Raw genomic sequence first — 19,375 nt, 5'->3', positions numbered from 1 at the left:
AACAAATAACAGGTCTATACGGCTTTCACGGCAATACGGTGGCAGGCATTGTTCAGGTAACCGCCGGGGTTCCACTGCGGAATCACCATCGGTTGTGTGACGCCCGCACTGTCGGTGGCACGTACCCAGACTTCGTAATAGCCCGCTTTGGGGAACAGTACCTCGGCGGTCCATTGTTGCCAGGCAAGCCGGTTTTTAGGCGGTTGCAAGGTGCCCGGCTGCCAACTGACGCCATAGTCAATCGAGGTATGAACAGTGGCTACGGCCCTATCGCCCGCCCAGGCGTGCCCCCGGAGCGAGAGGGGCTTTTTCCGGTCAAAGAGCGCCCCCGTGGCCGGAGCCGTGATCAGTGATTTTACCGGCATCGACTCGATGATGCGAAAGTTTTCGGGTGTCTCGGGAATTTTCTCACCGGGTTGTACCGGGTGAATGGGTACCTTATAGCTGTGCCCTTCCATTTTAGCCCCGTCGTGGATTTTGTTGCGTACGGCAATAGTATGCAGCCACTTGCCCGACACCGACGCAGGCCAGCCACCAATAACCAGCCGGAGCGGATGCCCGTGGGCCAGCGGAATGTCCTGCCCGTTTACAGCCCAGGCAATAAGCGTTTCATCTTCGAGGGCTTTTTTTATTGGTACGCCGCGCGAGATGGCTACTTTGGCGGGGTCCAGGCTCAGGTGGGGGTCTTTTCCATAGTACCCAATGTAGACAGCGTCGGTTTTTAGCCCCACGTCGGCCAGAATATCGTTCAACCGAACGCCCGTCCAGGCCGCGCAGCTCACCGCCCCCTGATCCCAGGGATTACCGGTTGTCTGTGGCTCAAAACCTGACCGGCCATTGCCGCCACACTCCAGTACCAGTTGATAGGTGTGTGGTTTGAACCGTTTTTTCAGCTCGGCCAGCGTATAGGTTCTGGGGGCTTTCACCGACTCGCCATTGATGGTCAGTGTCCAGGCGTCAGCGTTTGCCGGAGCGTCGGGAATCAGGCCGTTGTTGCGGATAAACATTTTACTGGTTGGCGTCACGGCATCATCCAGCAGGTGAATGGGTGTTTCCACATTCCAGGGTTTATCGCCCAGCACCTTCATATCGGGGCTTTTGCCCTCGAGCGGGTTATACTCAAAGGCCAGGGGGCGGAAGTGGCGGGGCATATTTCGGGCGAAAACCACCTCGGTACCAACTAGCGTGGTCAGCGTGGCAAGGACACTTTTTCGGAGAAATCCCCGTCGGTTATGCATATCGTTGGTCATACGTAGCAACAAGGGTAATCTACCCTGTCAAAAAGAGAAACTGAACAGCCGCCGGTCTTATTGTTTCACCACTTTAAAGACGGTTCGTCGGTCGTCTGCCTCAATAGTAAGCAAATAAACGCCGGCTGCATACTCACTCAAATCGATGTCATGACTTAGTTCGGTGAGGAGGCCCGGTGCATGCGTTTGTAACGTTCGGCCCGTAGCGTCGGTGAGGCGAATGATAACAGCACGGGGAACTGGCAGCGTACCGGCCAGCCGTACCCGACCGGCCGTTGGATTGGGCATCACACGCAGCGACAGGGGGAAGGCCGGGTCAATTGCCAGCGGGTCGATAACAGTAAGTACAGCCTGACCAGCCACTCGTCCGTTGCCACATTGCAGGTTAAAAACGCCCAGCAGCGTGTAGGTCGTGGTAGCATCGGGGCGAATACGGTACTGAAACGGCGATGTATCGGCAATAACGGTTTCAAAACCATAGATGCTGTTGTTGAGCGACACCGACCACGGGCCCGTATTATTCAGGGTGATGATAACGGGCGTCAGGCTTCCCCGCACCACATTGGCACTGCCCGAAACAACCGCCTCCAAACCAGGTCGGATGGTCAGGAACGTACCTGAAGCCGCCCCCAACAGGCTGGGATTACTGGCCCCAATGCGTACCCGGTAACCTGTGCCAGGCAGTGCGTCGGCGGGTAAGGTCGCCGATAGCGTCGTGGGGTCGATCGTCTGCGTAGCCAGTGGCCGGTAGCGCTGTCCTGTGCTGTCGGAGAGGTAGATGGTGAACTGGTTGTTGGTGGCAAACGACCCTTTCAACGTGAGGCCAACCCGGATTGAGCCGCCCTGACAGATGCCTGTAACCCCACCTTGCGGCCCTAGGGTGGTCACCCGGATTTCGTTGGCCTGTGGCGGCAGTACGGTGACCGACACCACGCCGCTGGTCTGGCCAACGCCGCAGCTATTGGTAGCCCGGGCAAGCTGGTAGGTCGTGTTTTGCTGCGGTGAAAATTGAATAGTATTATCTGTCTCGAACAGGGTCTGGGTGACGCCGTTGGTCAACGTGATGGAGACCGGCAGATAACCCGACAAGACCCGAATGCCCACCGATACGAGCTGGTCGCTATACTGAATGCTGGCCCCGCCGGCAATGAGCACGCTGGGCCGGTCGCCGATGGAGATGACCGGAAAGGCATCAAAAGCAGGGAGCCCTGGGGGCAGCGTTACCGACACCTGATACGTACCCGGCGCCAGCGAACTATCGACGGGAATAACCAGCTTGTCGGCCTGCCGGGTCGACTCTGCCACGCGGGTACGTACCCCGGCGGCGTTGGTCAGGAAAATGGGAAAGCGGGTGCTGGCCGGAAAATCACCGGCAATCTCATAACTGACAACGACCTGCTCGCTTCCCCGGCAAAACTGATTTTTGTTTACCGCGATCGACCGCAGGCCGGGCCGGTACGAAATGCGCACAGCCCCGGTGGCGGTACCGAAGCCACAGTAACCGTCATGCACCGCCGACACGCTGTAGGTCATGGGAATGGTACTGGTAGCGTATAACGGCACCGACGCAGGTACGTTGTCGATGGAGCTGTACGGCTGGTCGTTGATGCGGTAGTTATAGCGCGTTGGCAGCAGCGTTCCACCCGGGTCGGCCGGGTTGGTCAATTGCACCGTCACGCTCGATTCGCTGGCATCCAGTATCACCGCCGACTGGTTGTTGGGGGGAGTCAGTTGCAGCCGGGCATAGCGGTAGGTCTGGAAGGTAGCGCTGGCGGGCAGGCTATAATACTGGTCATTACCAACGGTGCTCAGTACCCGGACCCCATAGGCCGCGCCGACCGACAAGGAGGTGGGTAAACTGGCCGTCAGTCGATGTCCGGCTAAACGGGCGGGTAACGTCTGCACTACATTACTGGCAACCAGGAGCTGCAGCGCGTGGCTGGCCTGCGCGGGTAATTCACCTTGCAGCAACAGGTGGGTCTCCAGCGAATCGCCCTCGCAGTAGGTTCGTTTCTGGAGCAATGGCTGCACACTGAACGGTTGTACCCGCACCGTAACCGTGCCAACCCCCGCCGCCGTACCACAGCTATTCTGCACCGACCGAATGGTGTATGTGGTGGTCTGCGTCGGACGCACAGGTACGTCGGTGCCGGTGGCATTGAACGAAACGACCTGCCCGTCCGATAGCACCACACGCGTTGGTGTCGGCGCGCTGTTGCCGCCCGAAAGCAGCCGGAGCTGGGCCGTGTCGCCGGAACGGATAACCGTTTCTGTACTGCCCGTGCCTGCCGCTGATAGCCGTACCACCTGCGCAGCATCCAGGTACATAAATGCCCGTGCCGGACTTTGCCAGACCGCCGTGCCTGAGGCCGGGCTACCGACCACCCGTAGTTGAACCCGGTTGTAAAGGGTAAATCCAGCCGGTATGGTTACCGTCAGCGGGCTGGTGGGGCCGCTGGCCAGGTACTTGCCCCGAAAAAGGCCATCATCGTCCGCGATCTCAACGCGGTAACTGGCTACCGCACCCACATTGCCAACAGGCGCAAAGGACACCGATATAGATGAACCTGCACAGAGCATATCGGGCACAGGCCGCATGAAAATACCCGCTGTATCGCTACGAACCTGTACGCTCACGCTTCCCTGTACGCTGCCGGTTCCGCAGCTGTTCTGAGCCGACACCAGCCGGAACGTACCTGACTGGCTCGCCAGGGCTTCGAGCAGTACCACGCTGGTTTTTTGGCCGAAACCAAGTTCGCTTCGCACGCTCATGCGCGTACCATCAGAAAGAACTACATCGGTGTAGGGCGTATGGCTAACGAGGCGGGCCGGTAGCGATACCATCTGCGGGCGGCCGACACTGAACGGGGTTTCCTGAAGGGCGAGCTGCGGCTTATCGGCCACGGCCAGTGGCTTCTCATGAACATTACCCAACCGGCCATTACGACCTAGTTGCACGTAAAACCAACCCGCTCCCAGCTGTCCGCCTGCCTGATAGGCCCCGTTGGTGAGATAGTCGGCGGGTAGTGGCCGCGCTGTTACGGAGAGTATGCCCGTGCCGGGTTTACTGCCTGCTGTTACCTGCTGCACAACGAAGTCGATCGTTCCGCCGCTCAACCGATCGCCTGTGCGGCTGGCGCCCCCGCGAACACTGTAACTGCCGGCATCGGTAGAGAGCGTTTCGTTGGTTGAAAAATACACCTGCACCGACTGCCCGGCGCAAATCGACTGACTTGATAGCGAGTCGATGCGATAGCCAGTCTGCACGGTGAGGGTTGCGCTGCCGCTGCCCGCTTCGGTACCGTATATACCACAACTGTTGCTCACCGCGCGAACCGTATAAGTCGTTGTGAGGGGCGGTCGAACAGCCAGTTGCCGCTCGCCGTCCTGATCCAGCGTCGACAGCGAAACCACGGTGCCATCGCTCAGCGTGATGGTCCCGTTGCCAAGCCCCGTTACTGTAGCCGTTAACGTACCTGCCTGACCAAAGCCGACGGATGAGCTTCCCGATAACCGGACACTGGGTGACTGGCGCAACAACAACGGACTAGCCACATCGCCAAGGGCATTGCGGTAATAGGCCGATAGGTTTGCGCCGCTGGCATACAAACGAAGCTGGTACGCGCCGCCTGTGGTTACCGCCGCCGGCAGTTGAACGCGCAGCGGACTGGTAGTGCCCACCACCGGAATGGTGTAGGCAGCGGCCTGGGGTGTCAGCGGTTTCAAATCGACGGCAAACGTTGTGTTAGCGGGTAAGGGCCGGTCTGTAGAAAAGAAGATATCGAGTGGCTTCCCGGCGCATAGTTCAGTAGTTGAAAGCCGGGTGACCAGCAGCCCCCCCGCTCTGACAAGGGCGCTGGCCGTACCACTGGCGCGCCCTGCTCCACACCGGTTGGTGACAGTGGCAAGCTGGTAGGTTTTCGACTGATCGGGGTAGAACTGCAAGGTGGCCTGACTCAGATCGTCGATGTCGCGGGTGGTCCCGTCGGTGAAGCCAAGCGAAAATGGGCCGCCGCCCGTCAAGGCCACCGGTACAATCAGTGGTTCGCCGGGATTGAGCGACCCGTCGGGGTTGACCGGGGGTGAGAGCGTAGCCGAGGGGATTCCGCCGAAGGTCAGCAAGACACCGTCACTGACCACTTTCGGCCGGGTAGATACCACCCGAATCTGATACTCAACGGGGCTGGGGGGCAGTGTGGCCGGGATATGAATGAAGGAGCCGCTGGGTAATACGTTCTCAACGGTAGCCGACACGACGCGCTGGAACTGGTCAACAAGTTCGAGCTGAAAGGCGTTACCTGCTTCAAAGGGGCCACTTGCTGTGAAACTGACAGGAACAGCGGCGCCGGCACACAACGTAAATGGTACATCACCCACCTGAATGCGTTGGGCCAACAGGTAAATGGGACTCAGCCAGGCAACAAGAAGAAACCAAACAGGCAGGCTATTTTTCAGGCGTTGACGCACAAGGATGGGCTGTAGAAAAGAGGTCGAAAAGTAGCCATTGACCGGCATACCCCGGTTTGGGAGGCGAACAATCACGCATCATAATTACTTTATGAGCTACTGCTTGCGACTTCGCCCCAAAAATTGTCATTTGCCGCTAAATTATTGAGCTTTCTTTTTTCAACGTACTGCTTTAGTACATAAACGCTGTTGCAATGGTCGTTAACATACTCGATACAGCCAAAGGCTACCTTACCGATGCGGTTGTCAGTCGAATGAGTGGTTGGCTGAACGAAGACCCTGACACGATTCAGAAAGGTCTTTCAGGCGCCTTACCCGTCTTTCTGGGCGGACTGATCACGCGGAGCCAGGAGCCTGGCGGGCTCGGTGCCGTAACCAGTCTGATTGAACAATCGGCGGCAAATTCAGCGGTTGCCAGTTCGTTGGAGGCTACCGGCGAGACTGATGAACCGGCCGCGCACATACAGGACGGTGGCGATCTTCTCGAGGCTGTGTTTGGCGCAAAAACAAACCAGGTCAATCAGGCACTGGCCCAGTTTTCGGGCGTAAGCAGTTCATTGGCGGGCAGTCTGCTACAGGTAGCTGGTTCATTGATTACGAATTTGCTGGGGCGGCAGCTGTTGAGTGGATCAGGTAGCATAACGACCGACAGTGTACAGAACCTGTTGGCTGATCAGCAGGAATCTATCAGCGCAGCGCTTCCCTCAGGGTTGGCAACGCTACCAGGCGATCCCGCCGGAGCGCCTGACATTACCGGGCTGCTGGGCGACCTATCCGGCGCCGCCAGCTCGCCTGTTACCGGCGCTGCCAGTGCAGTAGGAGCCGCCCTGGCCGGCGCTGCCAGCGGAGCAGGCCCTGTCCTGTCTGTAGAAAACGACGTGACACCACCCGCTTCAGCAGGGTTGACCGGCAACCTACCTGGCACACCTGCCTACAGCGACGACCTCAGGAATTCCTCGAAGAGCTTCAACTTCTGGCCCTGGCTACTGGCGGCGCTGGCTATTGGGGTGCTTTTCTACACGATGCGGGGCTGTGGCGATACAACTGACCCCGTCACCATCTCGACGACCAACGACACCACATCGGCGTCTGTGCAGGATGCTACTGCTAATCAGGACTCGGCCGCTACCAGTGCCGGCGCGCTAGTCGATTCGGCAGGTAGTTCCATCGCCGCTGCGGCCGACAGCGCTGCCAAAAAGCTGGTCGATGCCACGGCAGCGCTGGGTACGTTTGGCCCCAGAAAATTGCCCAACGGCGTTGAACTGACCCTGCCGGCCAACGGGGTTGAAAATAAGCTATTAGCCTTCATCGAAGACCCGTCGAAGGAAGTAGACAAAACGACCTGGTTCGATTTCGACCGGCTGTTGTACGAAACAGGCAGTGCTGCGTTGAAGCCTGAATCGCGCGAGCAGTTGCAGAACATGGCTGCTATCCTGAAGGCGTATCCGGCTGTGAATCTGAAAATCGGTGGGTACACCGATAATACGGGTAATGCGGCGGCCAACAAGAAACTATCGCAAAGCCGTGCCGAAGCGGCTATGACCGAACTGGTTCGACTTGGTGTAGATCCGTCCCGGCTGGAGGCCGAAGGGTACGGACAGGAACACCCGGTAGCGTCGAACAGAACGGAAGAAGGCCGCGCTCAAAACCGCCGCACCGCCGTTCGTGTGACAAAGAAATAAGTCGTTGACCGGTGTTAGAGTGGGCGGCCGTTCTTGGCCGTCCCTACCAATCAACGCTTGTCCAGAGTCGCCAGCATTAGTTCGGCGACGAACTGGTTACCTGCTTCGTTAAGGTGAACCCGGTCGGTGGTCAGTACGCCCCGATCTTTGTTGGTCGGGTTGTTCTGAAGGTTATAGTCGATAAAGGCTTTACGCAGGTCGATGAGCGGTAGGTTCTGTTTGGTAGCCAGTTCGCGGATGATGGTGCTGTAGGCGTTCAGGTCGCCATCCTGCTCATTTGAATTATCTGTCCGTTCGCCAATCACGGCGGGCGTGCACAGAATAACCTTGCCACCGTTAGCCTGTATCTTACGGATCAGGGCCTCGTAGAACTTCACGAATTTAGGGGCGTCGGTCCCGGTGCCGCTGGTGCTTTTATGCCACACGTCATTTACGCCGATGTAGATCACGACAACGTCTGGTTTCAGGGCCAGCACGTCGTCTTCCATCCGCAGGTAGAGGTCATACACCTTGTTGCCGCCAATGCCTTTGCCAATCAGTTCGTAGTCGGCAGCGCGGTTCTGTTTGGCCAGCATATCCTGGATTTTGGTAATATAGCCGCCCGGCCTGGCACCCGCTTCCGTGATGGAGTCGCCAAAAAAGACAACGCGGGTGGGTTTGGTGGGGGCTGTAAACGCCAGCAGCAGCGGCAGTAAAAAGAGGGTGAATTTCATTGGATTGGCTTATTGTTTATCGGTTGGTGATCCATAGGGTTCACCACCAACCGATAAACAATAAACTGCTTTATTCTTACTGCCAAAACCCGCCGATGTTCGATCACGCTACAGGAACAGTACCGTCCTGCCTATAGCTTAGGCTAGGTTATGAGGGTGGTTACGTAGGCATGTACACCCACGCCCGATAGATTGTCCGCTGGCAAAAAGCGTTGGATGCTGGCAACCCACGAGGACCCATACAGGGGCGTTGTCAGATAGACTTGCGGCTAGTTCTTTTTTAGCGCGAAGTAGTCTTCAAATTTCTTGAATGTAAAGACTTTCGACAAAGTAACTGTGTAATAGGGGGCAAGCTTTCCATTGCTGATGCTCCCACGAACTTCGCCGCCAAGCCGGATGCCAAACTTTTTCTCGATGATGCTTAACTGTACTAAATAAAATATCCGGTTAAACTTACCATCGTTGTCCTGATGGAATGGCGACGAAAACCAACCAGCACCAATCATTGGATTAAGCCTGATTTCTACCAGGTCTGCCTTTGGTTCCCAACGAAATGGAAGGCCTACTCCCAGATAGAAGTCATAAAAAGAAGCATAGCGCGTTTGTTGCTTTGTAATATCGAATGGGGGGATGGTGCCAAATCGCTGTCTGACAGGTAATGTGTCGCCTTTGGCAACTAAATCGTATGTAGCGTTATAGGTGAAATTTCGTTGAATGCCTTCAAAACGGATCGAAAAAAATGCATCTACTGTCTCATCGTTACTTTGCCAGATGCGCCCCATTGTGCTTGCGAAAAAATTGAAGTTATTCACGTTAACGATGCTGTTCCGAGTATAGAAATTATAGGCCACTAGCGTGCTGTCGGTACCAAGTCGTTTGATAGGGGTTGTTGTTCTATACAGTCCATTTTGCTCTATTAAGCCTGGATTTGTAAGCGGATTAATTGCACCGCCCGGTATGTACGCTCCATCACCAGTAGACGAAATATTTTGGCTCCAAGCAAAACCAAGGTGGAAACCACTGAGAAACGCCCTCGTTTTTTTAGGCTGGAAGGCAGTTGGCGCAAACACTTCAAACCCTAGAAATAGGTTTTTTAACGCAACCGCCTGATTTAGATAATCGAAGTTGGAGCCTACTGCCAGACGAATAGCTGGCAAGGCAAGTGAATCGCCTTCAGGATCGCTGACAGTGACTGTGTGGGTGCCATTTGTACCAACAACATAACCCGGCGTGGCTGATAAGCTAAGATTAATTGTTTCAACTGGCTCGGTTTTCGTGTCTGCTTTTAGTTCAATAGCTATTGCCTGACTCTGTTGTCGGCCTGGGCCAAACGTCAATGTCATTGGGTTAGGCGCCAATCTATAATCAATAGTTGGTGATGCGTCACCTGTTAGCAAGTCTTTTACGGCTAGTTGAACCGTTGTGTCAGGAATTGTACTTACTTCTACCTGTACGAGGTGTGTTTTATTGCCTGTTTTAGGTTCAGCAACTTCACTACTGTTGGTCCGGAATGAAAACGTGATTGGCGGTTTGGTTGGTTGAGGAGCTGGATTAGTGAGCGTACGGGCAACTGGCTGAGTGATGGTTGCGCCCACAGGATCGTCAATAACAATGGTATGTTTAGCAAATTCGCCAATAACATGGCCCTTGGGTACGTAAAGAGCCAGGTCAATGGTCTCGGTTGGTTCTACCTTCGTATCGGATTTGATCGTAATGGTAACTGTCTGAGTTTGTTGCCGTCCGGGTCCGAAAGTGAGGACAATAGGATTAGGGAATAAACTATAGTCTAAATTGCCAGATGCATCGCCGGTGAGCATATCTTTCACCGTTACCGTAAGGGCTTTGTCAGGAATAGAACTTGCTTGAACAGCCACAGTCTGTTGCTTACTACCTCGTTTAGGCTCGCTGATTCGACTGGTATCAGCCGAAAAAGAAAATTTTATCTGCGCCAGACCAGACGAAGGGATAATTAGAACAACCAGAAAAGTTGTTAATAAATAAATGCGCGGGTTGAGTAGCATATGGCCTTGACTGTCTGATGATTATGTACCAAAAGTACCAGTCTGACCCGCTTGCTGCTACGGGAAAATTCCCCTGTTGATTTGATGAAAACACCTTTTTATTAACCGTAGTCTCCAGCAGCTGTGACCCCAAGGGAGGGTCTGATGAGAAATGCAACCGCCGTAGCGTTGGGTGTAGGTAAACGAATTGCCTGCGCCCGATGAGGTATCCACTGGCTATAAGCCATCGCGCTGATGATAACGTACCTGATTAGCTGCTGTATCGGTAGCCACACCGATCACTCTTATTGTCTCTTCATTGACCATGTCCGGTAATCGCCTGCGGTTTGGGCAGGAATTTCTTCCATCGGTACATGGCCGGCGTTGGGGTAAACGATCAGCGTATCGTTGGGCAGGTCGTGGTGAAACCGAGCCGCTACAGACAAAGGGATCAGCTCGTCGTGCTGGCCCCATAAAATCAGCGTTGGTTGCCGAATCTGATTAATCCGTTGCCAAAGGGAGTCCAGAACGGGCTTACGCTGCACAAACTGTTCGCGGTTGCCGGTACGGCGGTTCAGATCGGCGTAGGTTTGCACCCGTCGGTCGGAGACAAGACTGTCGGCATAATACACGTTTTCCAGGCTGCTTCGGAACAGCGCGTCGGGCGTTAGTTTGGCCAGAAGACCACTGAAACCTGGCAATCGGGCTAGCCTGAACCCGATCGGTACCGATTTGGGGGTAAATGGATACCCTGCCGCGTCGATCAAAACGAGTTGTCGAACCTGGCCGGGGTGAATCAGGGTCAGGTGCCAGGCAATCGTTCCGCCCAGTGAGTTTCCCGCCAGGTCACAACACTTCACCCCCAGCCGAACCAGAAAACGATGCAGAAAATCGGCGTAGTAAATAGCTGAGGCTGCATTTTGTGGTTGAGGTCCCGTGAGGGCATACCCAGGCAGATCGAGTCGGATAAGGCGGCGATCTTTTTTGAGCGCATCTACCCAGCCGTCCCAGGTTTGTAGCATGGCCCCCGTCCCGTGAAGCAACACCAGCGGCACCGTATCGGCACTGTTCCCCTCGACCCGGTAATGCACCCGCATGCTGTCGAGTGTCATAAACCGGGAGTCGGCGGTGGTATAGCGCATGGCCAATTCGTCTACACTCAGATCACTACGGAAAAGCACCGCCACAAGGCCAGCCAGCACTAGAAGTAGGTAGAGCAGTGTTTTTTTCATTCGGTGCTACAGCGCATAGGACTACCTAACGAAACACACAGCCCCCGTTACCTACTGCTGAGCCTAGGTAACGGGGGCGGGTTACTGCTTGTTGCAAAGTTGCCCGAGGCAAGCTGCATTAGCGCCTGTTCATCATTTCGGTACGTTCGGGGCAGTGGCTGGCTTCGGCAAAGCGGCTGGTGCCGGCGCGGGGCCTGGTGCCGCCGCTGGTGCTGGAGCGGGCGTGACACCCACCGCCGGGCGGGGTGCTTTCGGCGCTTTGGCTGGCCGGGGTGGGCGGGCAGGACGCGCTGGGCGGGGTGGCCGTGCCGCCCGCGCTGGCCGATCGGCCTCATCCAGACCATGTAAGGCTTCTTCTGCCTGACGCATGGCTTCTGTTGCCTGTCTTTCGGCCTGCTCTGCAATTTGCTCCGATAACGCGCCAATCTGCTCCGACAGGGCATTGGCTGGCTCGTATAGTTTTTCGATCGAGTCGGCGAGCATGTCTATACGCTGCTGGTACGGCTCCAGGCGGGCGTTCAATGGCTCTAGTTTAGCGTCCAGCTTTTCCATTTGTGCGTCCAGCTCGTCGATCTGTTTTTCAAGCTGTTCGGCCTGCGCTTCTTTCCGTTGAAGCAGTGACTGCGCCTTCGCCGACTTTTGCCGGGAGAGTGTCTGGGTTTCCCGCTGTAGCGCGATCATTTTCGCCGATAAGGCCCGTTGCTGCTTCGCCAGCTGGCCAACTTGGCTCATGTAGGGGCTCATTTGCTTCTGAAAATCGTTGTTTTTGGCCGCCAGCTCCGCCATTTCCTTACTCAACTTGTCGGCCACCGGCTGGCGTTCGGCCATGAGCTCCTTCATCTGTTTAGTGATCAGTTGCAACTGCTGTTGCACAGCCCGGAGCTTTGACGTGTCGCCGGTCATGATGGGGGTAAGGGTGGGGTCAGACAGCTCTATAGCAGGTACATCGGGCATAACCGGTAATTCGGCGGGCGGCGTCACCTCGATGTTCGTGAGGTCAATGTGACTCATTCCTTCACTGAGCACTTTCATGCCTGCATCAAAGGCCACGTTCTTCTCGATGATCGTCAGCAGAATGTCGCGGCCGGGTTGTTTCACTACATCAAGCGATAGCTGACCGGCCATGACCAGATCGAGCTGGCGTTGCAGGCTGGCCAGGCGGGTGGCGGTGAGTTTCTGCCCTTTCCAGATAACGTACCCAATACGGTGGCTGTCGATCATGCCATACTCACTATCGCTGCTCACAGTATGCTTGCGGGTTACTTTGGGCCAGGCCGCCCGAACAGGCTTCGGCTGGTTGACAGGCTGGATGGCATAGACCGACACGCTGACCAGCAGCGCGGTAAACAAGGTCAGCCCGATCAGACTACCATTCGACACCAGGGGACTGGTCGGTACACCGAGTATCCGCCGAACCCGCTGGAGCAGTAGTTGCCGTTTGCTGGCAAAGGCCATGGCCAGCGTTGGCGTAGTGGTCATGTCGCGCTGCCATTCTTCTACACGCGCCAGTGCCCGCGCCAGTACACGAGCATCGCCGATGATAGAAACGGCCAGATCGTCGCAGCAATGTTCGCGCTCTTCACGTACCCGCGCCGACAGCCACCATAAGGCGGGGTGAAAGAAATACAAGGCTTCCACGGTCGATTGCAGCACATTGAGCAGGTAGTCGTGCCGTTGCACATGCGCCAGTTCGTGCGCCAGAATAGCGTCTACATCGGCCGCGCTCAGGCCTGCCAGCAGGCCCACCGGCCACAGAATGGCCGGTTTTAGCACCCCCACAACCAGCGGACCGGTTGTTTGGGCAGTTACCTGTATGCAGACAGACACGCTCAGTTTCCGGGAAATTCGGTCCGTTGCTTCTGCCAGCAGGGCCGGAACGGGTAGCGTGGCCGTAGTCCGAAGCCGTTGCACATAGGCCCAGCCGCCCACGAGCCGTAGCCCGAACACACCAACGCCCAGGAGCCATAGCCAAACCACTTCGGTCAGATGCGTGGTCAGTAAGGTTTGGAGGGCCACCAGCCACGACTCGTCGGTGGTGTTCAGCAGCGGTGCAGGTACGTTGCTGATCGGCTGCGTTGCCATGATCGGACCTGCCAGTGAACGCGGCTCGTAATACCAGACGAACGTACCCAGCGAGACCAGCACCTGTAGTAGGAGGCCACTCATGCCGATCTGATACCGGAGGGCCGCCCTGCTCCGGCGTGTGGTGTGCAATAACAGGGCGATGACGAGTACCACCGCGAAGCCCTGCCAGAGGGCGTGAATCAGCGTCCAGCCCAGGGCTTCGGCTGTTGGGCTGCTGAGCCAGTTAGTCAGATTCATTTTCCAGGTTGTTTAGAAGTTTTTTGATTTCGTCCAATTCATCGGCGCTGGCTTTATGCCGCCCCAGCACCTGCATCACCAGTTGCGAGGCCGAGCCCCGAAACGTGGTTTCCAGAAAGCGGTCGATCATGGTCTCCTGGGCTTCCTGCTCGCCCAGCGCCGCTGTATACACGTGCGATTTGGCTTCTTCAGAGCGGGTCAGCAGCCCTTTCTCGTGCATGATCTGCATCAGTTTCAGCGTGGTTGTGTAGCCAATCTCACGTTGCTGACTTAGCTCGTCGTTCACTTGCCGTACTGTGCGCGGGCCCTGTTTCCAGAGCACGTGCAGGATCTCTAATTCGGAGTCGGTTGGTCGCATAGTCTATCTACGAATAATTTCGTAGTAAACGTATACGAATAATTTCGTAGATGCAAGTGACTGGCTAAAAAATAGTTGTTCGTACCATTTTTTAACATACGTACAGGAGCCGATTCGCTGGTATGGCGCCCTGGCAGCTGACCCAGCACAAAACCTTATGCCTATCTACGCTGCGTCATTACAGACCCATTATTACGGGCTGCAATGAGCAACGTGCCCAGCCTTGACTGGCCGATGGCAGTTGGTATAGCCAGCAAACGGCGAATATCGCCAGTCAGGTAAAGGCCGCTTTGTGGTGCGGGGACAGGCAGGTACGTACCTGTTCGGGTGCCTTTGAGCAGTAACCCCTGACCGGCATCGCAGCGGCCTTGCTGCACGCGGAGGGGGTAGTAGTTGCCAGCCAGCAGAATGTCGTCAATGCCATCGCCGGTGAAATCATGTACCACAAATCCCTGCGTTGGCGCAATCTGCGCCTCAACAGGTAACGGTTTCAGCCTGAATACACCCCGTCCGACGTTCTCCAGTATGCTGCTATTGAGCGTGTTGACGATTAGCTCGTTGGCGGTAGCCAACGTACCCGCGTCGAACATGGTCTCGGCAGTGGCGTTGGCGTAATCGGCGTAGCGGACATATTTTCTGCGAAGGCTGTTGATCTGATCCAGTAACTCGTCGCGTGAAGCAAGGGGAATATGCACACGGCCGACGCGTTGGCAAAGGATTGGATCAATGCGGCCGTCTTCGTTGAAATCGGCGGCTAGTATCGTCAGGGCGGTATCGCCTCTGGCTTTCCACGGCACGTTGGTACCAAGGTTACCCAGCAGGAAATCAGTGTCGCCGTCGTGATCAAGGTCGTGCGGCACCAGGCAGGTCCATAAACCACCGGTCTGGGCAAGGCCCAGCACCTGCGCGTTGGTCGGGGCAAGCTGCCCGTTCTGGTTCATGAACAGGGTCACGGGCATCCAGTCGCCAACGAGCAGCAGATCAGGTACGTTGTTGCGGTCAACATCGACCCAGGCGGCACCGGTGACCATGCCCGGCGTCAGCGTTTGTCCAACCGTAAACCGTGGAACGCCCGTACTGCCTTTGCCAGTATTTCTGAGCAAATACGATGGCGCAGCAGTCGGAAACTGTCCCGGAACGGCCCGACCGCCAACAAGCAGGTCAAGGTCGCCGTCGCGGTCGTAATCGGCTGCGGCCACGCAGCTGCCGGGACTGGTCTCACCGGGTAACGTACCTGGCGGAGCTAACGAGAAATGCCCGGCGGTATTCAGAAAGAGCTGATCCTGATAAGCGGGCGAACCCGGTGCGTATTCGTTACCGCCACGCACTACATAGAGGTCAGCATCGCGGTCGCCATCGGCATCAAAAAACAGGGCAGCTACCGCGTCGGCGGGCGGATTCATGCCTGTTTCACCCGCGTTCCAGCCCGGCGCCAGCGCAAACTGACCATTGGCCTGTTGCAGAAAAAGTCCCGATGCCTGCCCGGTAGCGCCGCCCACGAACACGTCGATAAGCCCATCCCCGTTCACATCGGCAGCGGCCAGGGCGGGTCCCTGTTTCGAGAGTTGATACGGAATCAGGGGCTCCTGCTTGAAATCGACGTATGGGTTTTCGGTATGCACAAACGGAATGACTGCGTCAGAAACCGGGCCGAACAGCGTATTCGGTTGTCTGCCAGGTACAGTCAGTTCCGCCTCAGTGGGAGGGCCAGACGGTTGCGAATCGGCCTGGCGACAGGTGAGTGTGGCATTGGGCGTAACGTTGGCTATCTGACCAATGCGGCCGTCAGGCCAACGTACCTGCACCTGAATGGGCCCCGTGCCCGCTCCCAGCCCGAAGGTCAGCGCCGGAGCCACGGCCGACTGAAAGCCACGCGTCGGTATGAGTTCCTGCGTTTGGGTGAGCCCCTCCCGCGCAACGGTCACCAGCGCCCCCACGCCAAAGCGGTTGCCACCCTCGCCCATGAGGCGGATGGTCAAGTGCTGGTGCTGCGTCAGCGTTTCGGCGTTGTTCCGGTACACAGCGGCGGGGGCGTTGGTATTGTTCACCACCAGATCCAGGTCGCCGTCGTTGTCCAGGTCGGCATAGACAGCGCCGGTCGACACGGCTCCTTCGGCTAGCCCCCATCGGCTGGTAACATCATCGAATTGCAGGCCGTCGCGGTTACGGAAAGCTACGTTGTCGGTTTTGGTGGCAGGCAGTTTCGCAATCAGGTCAGCGGTAGGCAGGTTCTTCTTGATATCGTCGTCGGTAGTCAACGACTTTCCCTGGGCGGCAAGCTGTTCTTTAGCAGCCTGAACGTCGTATTTCAGAAAATCCATACTCGTGAAGTCGCGCACAATGCCGTTGGTCACGTACAGATCTTTCCGTCCGTCGTTATCGAAATCGGCCAGCAACGCCGCCCAACTCCAGTCGGTGTTCGAGATGCCCGCCAGTTGACCAACTTCGGCGAAGCGGGGGGAAGAGAGGGAGGAAGGGGAGGAGGGAAGAAGGGAGGAAAGGGAGGAAGGGGAGGAGGGAGGAAAGGAGGAAAGGGAGGAGGGGGAGGAAAGGGAGGCTCCGTTCAGTGACGCTTCCCTTTCCTCCTTTCTTCCCTTCCTCCCTCCTCCTCCCTTTCCTCCCCTATTAATATGCAACATATTCCGCATGTGCTGGTAACCAAAACCGCTGTCGACCATGAGGCGGAACTTGTCGTATTCGTCGGGGCCTTTCAGCAGTTTTTGCCGTTCCCAGGAAGCGGGGAGCATATCCATCGTCACCACGTCGGGCAGGGCGTCGTTGTTCACGTCGGCAATATCGATCCCCATCGTGTTGCGCGACATATGGGTGAATGACTCTTTCGTGGATTCGATAAAGTGCCCGTGCTGGTCATTGACGTAGAAATAATCCTGCTCTTCATAGTCGTTTGCCACGTACAGGTCAGGCCAGCCATCACCTGTCAAATCGCTAACCGCCACGCCCAGTCCGAAGTTGATACTCCCGCCATGAATGCCCGCCTCTTCGGAGACGTCGGTGAAAAAGGGGGAGGAAAGGGAGGAAAGGGAGGAGGGGGAGGCTCCGTTCGGTGACGTTTCCCTTTCCTCCTTTCCTCCCTTCCTCCCTCCTCCCTTTCCTCCCTCATTTCGATACAGCCGATTTCCGAAATAAGGGTGGCGTTTGTTGCGAACGGTGCTGGTATTGAAAAACGGTGAATAGAACATGTTGCCGTGGTTGACCAGGAACATGTCGAGGTCGCCGTCGCGGTCATAGTCGAAGAAGCTGGCCTGGGTCGAGAACGTACCTGGCGCGTCGAGGCCATAGGCGGCGGCCTGTTCGGTGAAGGTGGGTATGGTTCCTGGCTTGCCCGCGTTGTTGATAAACAGCTGATTGGCGCGGGCGGCCGTGTCGCTTAGGGCCGAGTAGCAAACGTAGATATCGAGCCAGCCGTCGCCATTGACATCGGCCATGGTCACGCCCGTTTTCCAGTGCCCCGGCCGGCCCGCCACGCCTGCCTGTCCGGTGACGTCGTCGAACTGTAGATTCCCTTTATTGAGGTAGAGTTTGTCGGGCACCTGATTGCCGGTGAAATACACGTCGGTCAGGCCATCGTTGTTCAGATCGCCAACAGCTACGCCACCGCCGTTGTAGGTGTATTCATACTGCAACACATTCTGGTCGGCCGTTTCGGTAAGGGTATTGGCAAAGGTGATGTGCGTATCGTCGGCGTCGAGGGCCGTAAATAAGGTAGGCTCGGTGTTTCGACAACCGGTGAGCAGGATATTGGCAGCTAGAAATAGCGAAAAGCGCATGGCGGGTAGGAGTCGGATTCAGAACTGGCTAAAGTAATGACGAAAAACTACACTCGTTTGTGTTGTTTCGATAACATGCCTATCCTGTCTGTCGACACCAACCAACACTTTTGGGGCGGTAGACTAATGAAGGAGCATTGGCTTAGAACAAAGTGAGAGAGAGCGGGTTAATTGTGCAATTGCCGGTATTCGGCCAATCGTTCATTACACAAAACCTATCAACGTTTATGAAAACGCTCCTTCGTATCCTTCCTGTCGCCTTTTTGGCCCTCTTTTTCACGCTGACCATGACCAGTTGCGCGGCCATCGGCGATATTTTCAAAGCGGGTGCCTACACCGGTATCATCGGGGTAATCGTTGTTATCGCGCTGGTGATCTGGCTGGTATCGAAAATGTTTGGCGGTGGTGGCCGCAATAGCTAAACTGACTGGGGTTGCAGATCAACCCTGGAAAAATTGCGTTTGCCAGGCTCCGTAGCGGATTGGCAATCATAATAAAGCCGGAATTCAGGCAGGATTCCGGCTTTATTGGCTACCAGAGATCGACTAATCCGTGTCCCGATGCGTTTCCAGTTTAGTGCCCATTTCTTTTTGTTATACTCAGTATTAGTGCCAGTTACCAGCTCCTCAGTAGCACAGTCCGTTAACTACCAGGTTTATTACGGACTGACCAGCCGCCCGGAAGTACAGATGGTGCTGCGACAATGGCGGCAGGAAGGGCAGGTACGTTACCTGCTGGCCGATCCGCAAACACTGAAAACATCGGTGGCCACGCTCCCCGTAGCGGCCGTGCGCCCGCTGTCGTGGCCGGCGCTTCTACAGGCCGTTGACCACACTCCCTACGGACGGGCCATGCGGCTGGAACAGCAGCGTGATGGCGCTCTGCAGGATGCAGGCCTGGAACGGGCCGATACCACCGAGCGGGGATTTAGCCTCACCGTCGATCTCTGTCCGTCTACAAAACCCCTGACCCGATCGGTGTTTGACGCGTTGATTCAGGCATTTGAACCGTCGGAGAAGCCCATTCCGGTGACCATTACTATAACGGGCCTCTGGATGGCCAGCCATCAGGCCGATCTAACGTACCTGAAAACCCTGGTCGCCCGTGGCGATCTGGCCATCACGTGGGTCAATCATTCGTATCATCATCGGTTCGATCCGCGCCGCCCGTTGCCGGTCAATTTCCTGCTCGAACCTAACACGAACATCCGCGACGAAGTGCTGCTCAACGAACAGGCCATGCTCAAGAACGGACTGACGCCCTCGGCTTTCTTCCGGTTTCCGGGGCTTATCTCGGATAAACTGGTGTTCGATGAAGTGCTCTCGTTTGGGTTGCTGCCCATTGGCTCTGATGCGTGGCTGGCCAAGAAACAGACCCCCCGGCCGGGAAGCCTTGTGCTGATTCATGCCAACGGGAACGAGCCGCTGGGCATCAGCGATTTCATCCGTCTTATTCGGCAAAACGCAACGGCCATCAAAAACCGGACATGGCTGCTATACGAGATGCCCACAAGCGTGGTGAAGGCGGTAAAATGAGCAAGTAAACACAGCGAACACAGAGCTA

11 protein-coding genes are annotated in these 19,375 nt (G+C 56.4%); 3 read left to right on the top strand and 8 right to left on the bottom strand.

The annotated features are described in order from the left end of the window. Window positions 1-14: 14 nt before the first annotated feature. On the bottom strand, window positions 15-1,250 hold the full coding sequence (locus tag ACAW75_RS19155; protein ID WP_370730356.1) for a sulfite oxidase: 1,236 nt from the start codon (window positions 1,248-1,250) through the stop codon (window positions 15-17). 57 nt (window positions 1,251-1,307) lie between these two features. Further along, window positions 1,308-5,792 (bottom strand): T9SS type A sorting domain-containing protein, encoded by a 4,485-nt coding sequence (locus ACAW75_RS19150; protein WP_370730355.1) that lies wholly within the window; start codon window positions 5,790-5,792, stop codon window positions 1,308-1,310. 119 nt (window positions 5,793-5,911) lie between these two features. Here ACAW75_RS19150 and ACAW75_RS19145 point away from each other — a divergent pair, with 119 nt between their 5' ends. Further along, the gene (locus ACAW75_RS19145) at window positions 5,912-7,399 is read left to right on the top strand and encodes an OmpA family protein (RefSeq protein ID WP_370730354.1); all 1,488 of its coding nucleotides are present in this window, start codon (window positions 5,912-5,914) and stop codon (window positions 7,397-7,399) included. Between the two features lie 50 nt (window positions 7,400-7,449). Here the strand turns inward: ACAW75_RS19145 and ACAW75_RS19140 are convergent, their stop codons facing one another. The 6 genes from ACAW75_RS19140 to ACAW75_RS19115 all read right to left on the bottom strand — a co-directional run bounded on the left by ACAW75_RS19140 (window position 7,450) and on the right by ACAW75_RS19115 (window position 17,812). Then, window positions 7,450-8,112, bottom strand: a complete 663-nt coding sequence (locus tag ACAW75_RS19140; protein ID WP_370730353.1) for an SGNH/GDSL hydrolase family protein — start codon at window positions 8,110-8,112, stop codon at window positions 7,450-7,452. A gap of 269 nt (window positions 8,113-8,381) precedes the next feature. After that, complete coding sequence (locus tag ACAW75_RS19135; protein WP_370730352.1) at window positions 8,382-10,133, bottom strand: Calx-beta domain-containing protein; 1,752 nt, start codon at window positions 10,131-10,133, stop codon at window positions 8,382-8,384. A gap of 284 nt (window positions 10,134-10,417) precedes the next feature. After that, entirely contained in the window at window positions 10,418-11,344 is a 927-nt protein-coding gene (locus tag ACAW75_RS19130; protein ID WP_370730351.1) for an alpha/beta fold hydrolase, read from the bottom strand. Between the two features lie 132 nt (window positions 11,345-11,476). Continuing rightward, on the bottom strand, window positions 11,477-13,666 hold the full coding sequence (locus tag ACAW75_RS19125) for a M56 family metallopeptidase (protein WP_370730350.1): 2,190 nt from the start codon (window positions 13,664-13,666) through the stop codon (window positions 11,477-11,479). Next, window positions 13,653-14,024, bottom strand: coding sequence for a BlaI/MecI/CopY family transcriptional regulator (locus ACAW75_RS19120; protein ID WP_370730349.1), 372 nt, complete (start codon window positions 14,022-14,024; stop codon window positions 13,653-13,655). Before ACAW75_RS19120 ends, ACAW75_RS19125 begins: the two co-directional genes overlap by 14 nt. 161 nt (window positions 14,025-14,185) lie before the next feature. Then, entirely contained in the window at window positions 14,186-17,812 is a 3,627-nt protein-coding gene (locus ACAW75_RS19115) for a VCBS repeat-containing protein (protein ID WP_370730348.1), read from the bottom strand. A gap of 227 nt (window positions 17,813-18,039) precedes the next feature. Here ACAW75_RS19115 and ACAW75_RS19110 point away from each other — a divergent pair, with 227 nt between their 5' ends. Next, the gene (locus ACAW75_RS19110) at window positions 18,040-18,234 is read left to right on the top strand and encodes a hypothetical protein (RefSeq protein WP_370730347.1); all 195 of its coding nucleotides are present in this window, start codon (window positions 18,040-18,042) and stop codon (window positions 18,232-18,234) included. Between the two features lie 138 nt (window positions 18,235-18,372). After that, complete coding sequence (locus ACAW75_RS19105) at window positions 18,373-19,347, top strand: polysaccharide deacetylase family protein (protein ID WP_370730346.1); 975 nt, start codon at window positions 18,373-18,375, stop codon at window positions 19,345-19,347. Window positions 19,348-19,375 lie beyond the last annotated feature (28 nt).

The sequence above is a fragment of the Fibrella arboris genome (assembly GCF_041321095.1).
Taxonomy (GTDB): domain Bacteria; phylum Bacteroidota; class Bacteroidia; order Cytophagales; family Spirosomataceae; genus Fibrella; species Fibrella arboris.
This window is presented reverse-complemented; position numbering and strand designations above follow the sequence as displayed.

Bases quoted from the DNA above. Each gene is read 5' to 3' on its own strand.
- ACAW75_RS19155 (WP_370730356.1), bottom strand. From the start codon at position 1,250: ATGACCAACGATATGCATAACCGACGGGGATTTCTCCGAAAAAGTGTC.
- ACAW75_RS19145 (WP_370730354.1), top strand. From the start codon at position 5,912: ATGGTCGTTAACATACTCGATACAGCCAAAGGCTACCTTACCGATGCG.
- ACAW75_RS19140 (WP_370730353.1), bottom strand. From the start codon at position 8,112: ATGAAATTCACCCTCTTTTTACTGCCGCTGCTGCTGGCGTTTACAGCC.
- ACAW75_RS19135 (WP_370730352.1), bottom strand. From the start codon at position 10,133: ATGCTACTCAACCCGCGCATTTATTTATTAACAACTTTTCTGGTTGTT.
- ACAW75_RS19130 (WP_370730351.1), bottom strand. From the start codon at position 11,344: ATGAAAAAAACACTGCTCTACCTACTTCTAGTGCTGGCTGGCCTTGTG.
- ACAW75_RS19125 (WP_370730350.1), bottom strand. From the start codon at position 13,666: ATGAATCTGACTAACTGGCTCAGCAGCCCAACAGCCGAAGCCCTGGGC.
- ACAW75_RS19120 (WP_370730349.1), bottom strand. From the start codon at position 14,024: ATGCGACCAACCGACTCCGAATTAGAGATCCTGCACGTGCTCTGGAAA.
- ACAW75_RS19115 (WP_370730348.1), bottom strand. From the start codon at position 17,812: ATGCGCTTTTCGCTATTTCTAGCTGCCAATATCCTGCTCACCGGTTGT.
- ACAW75_RS19110 (WP_370730347.1), top strand. From the start codon at position 18,040: ATGAAAACGCTCCTTCGTATCCTTCCTGTCGCCTTTTTGGCCCTCTTT.
- ACAW75_RS19105 (WP_370730346.1), top strand. From the start codon at position 18,373: ATGCGTTTCCAGTTTAGTGCCCATTTCTTTTTGTTATACTCAGTATTA.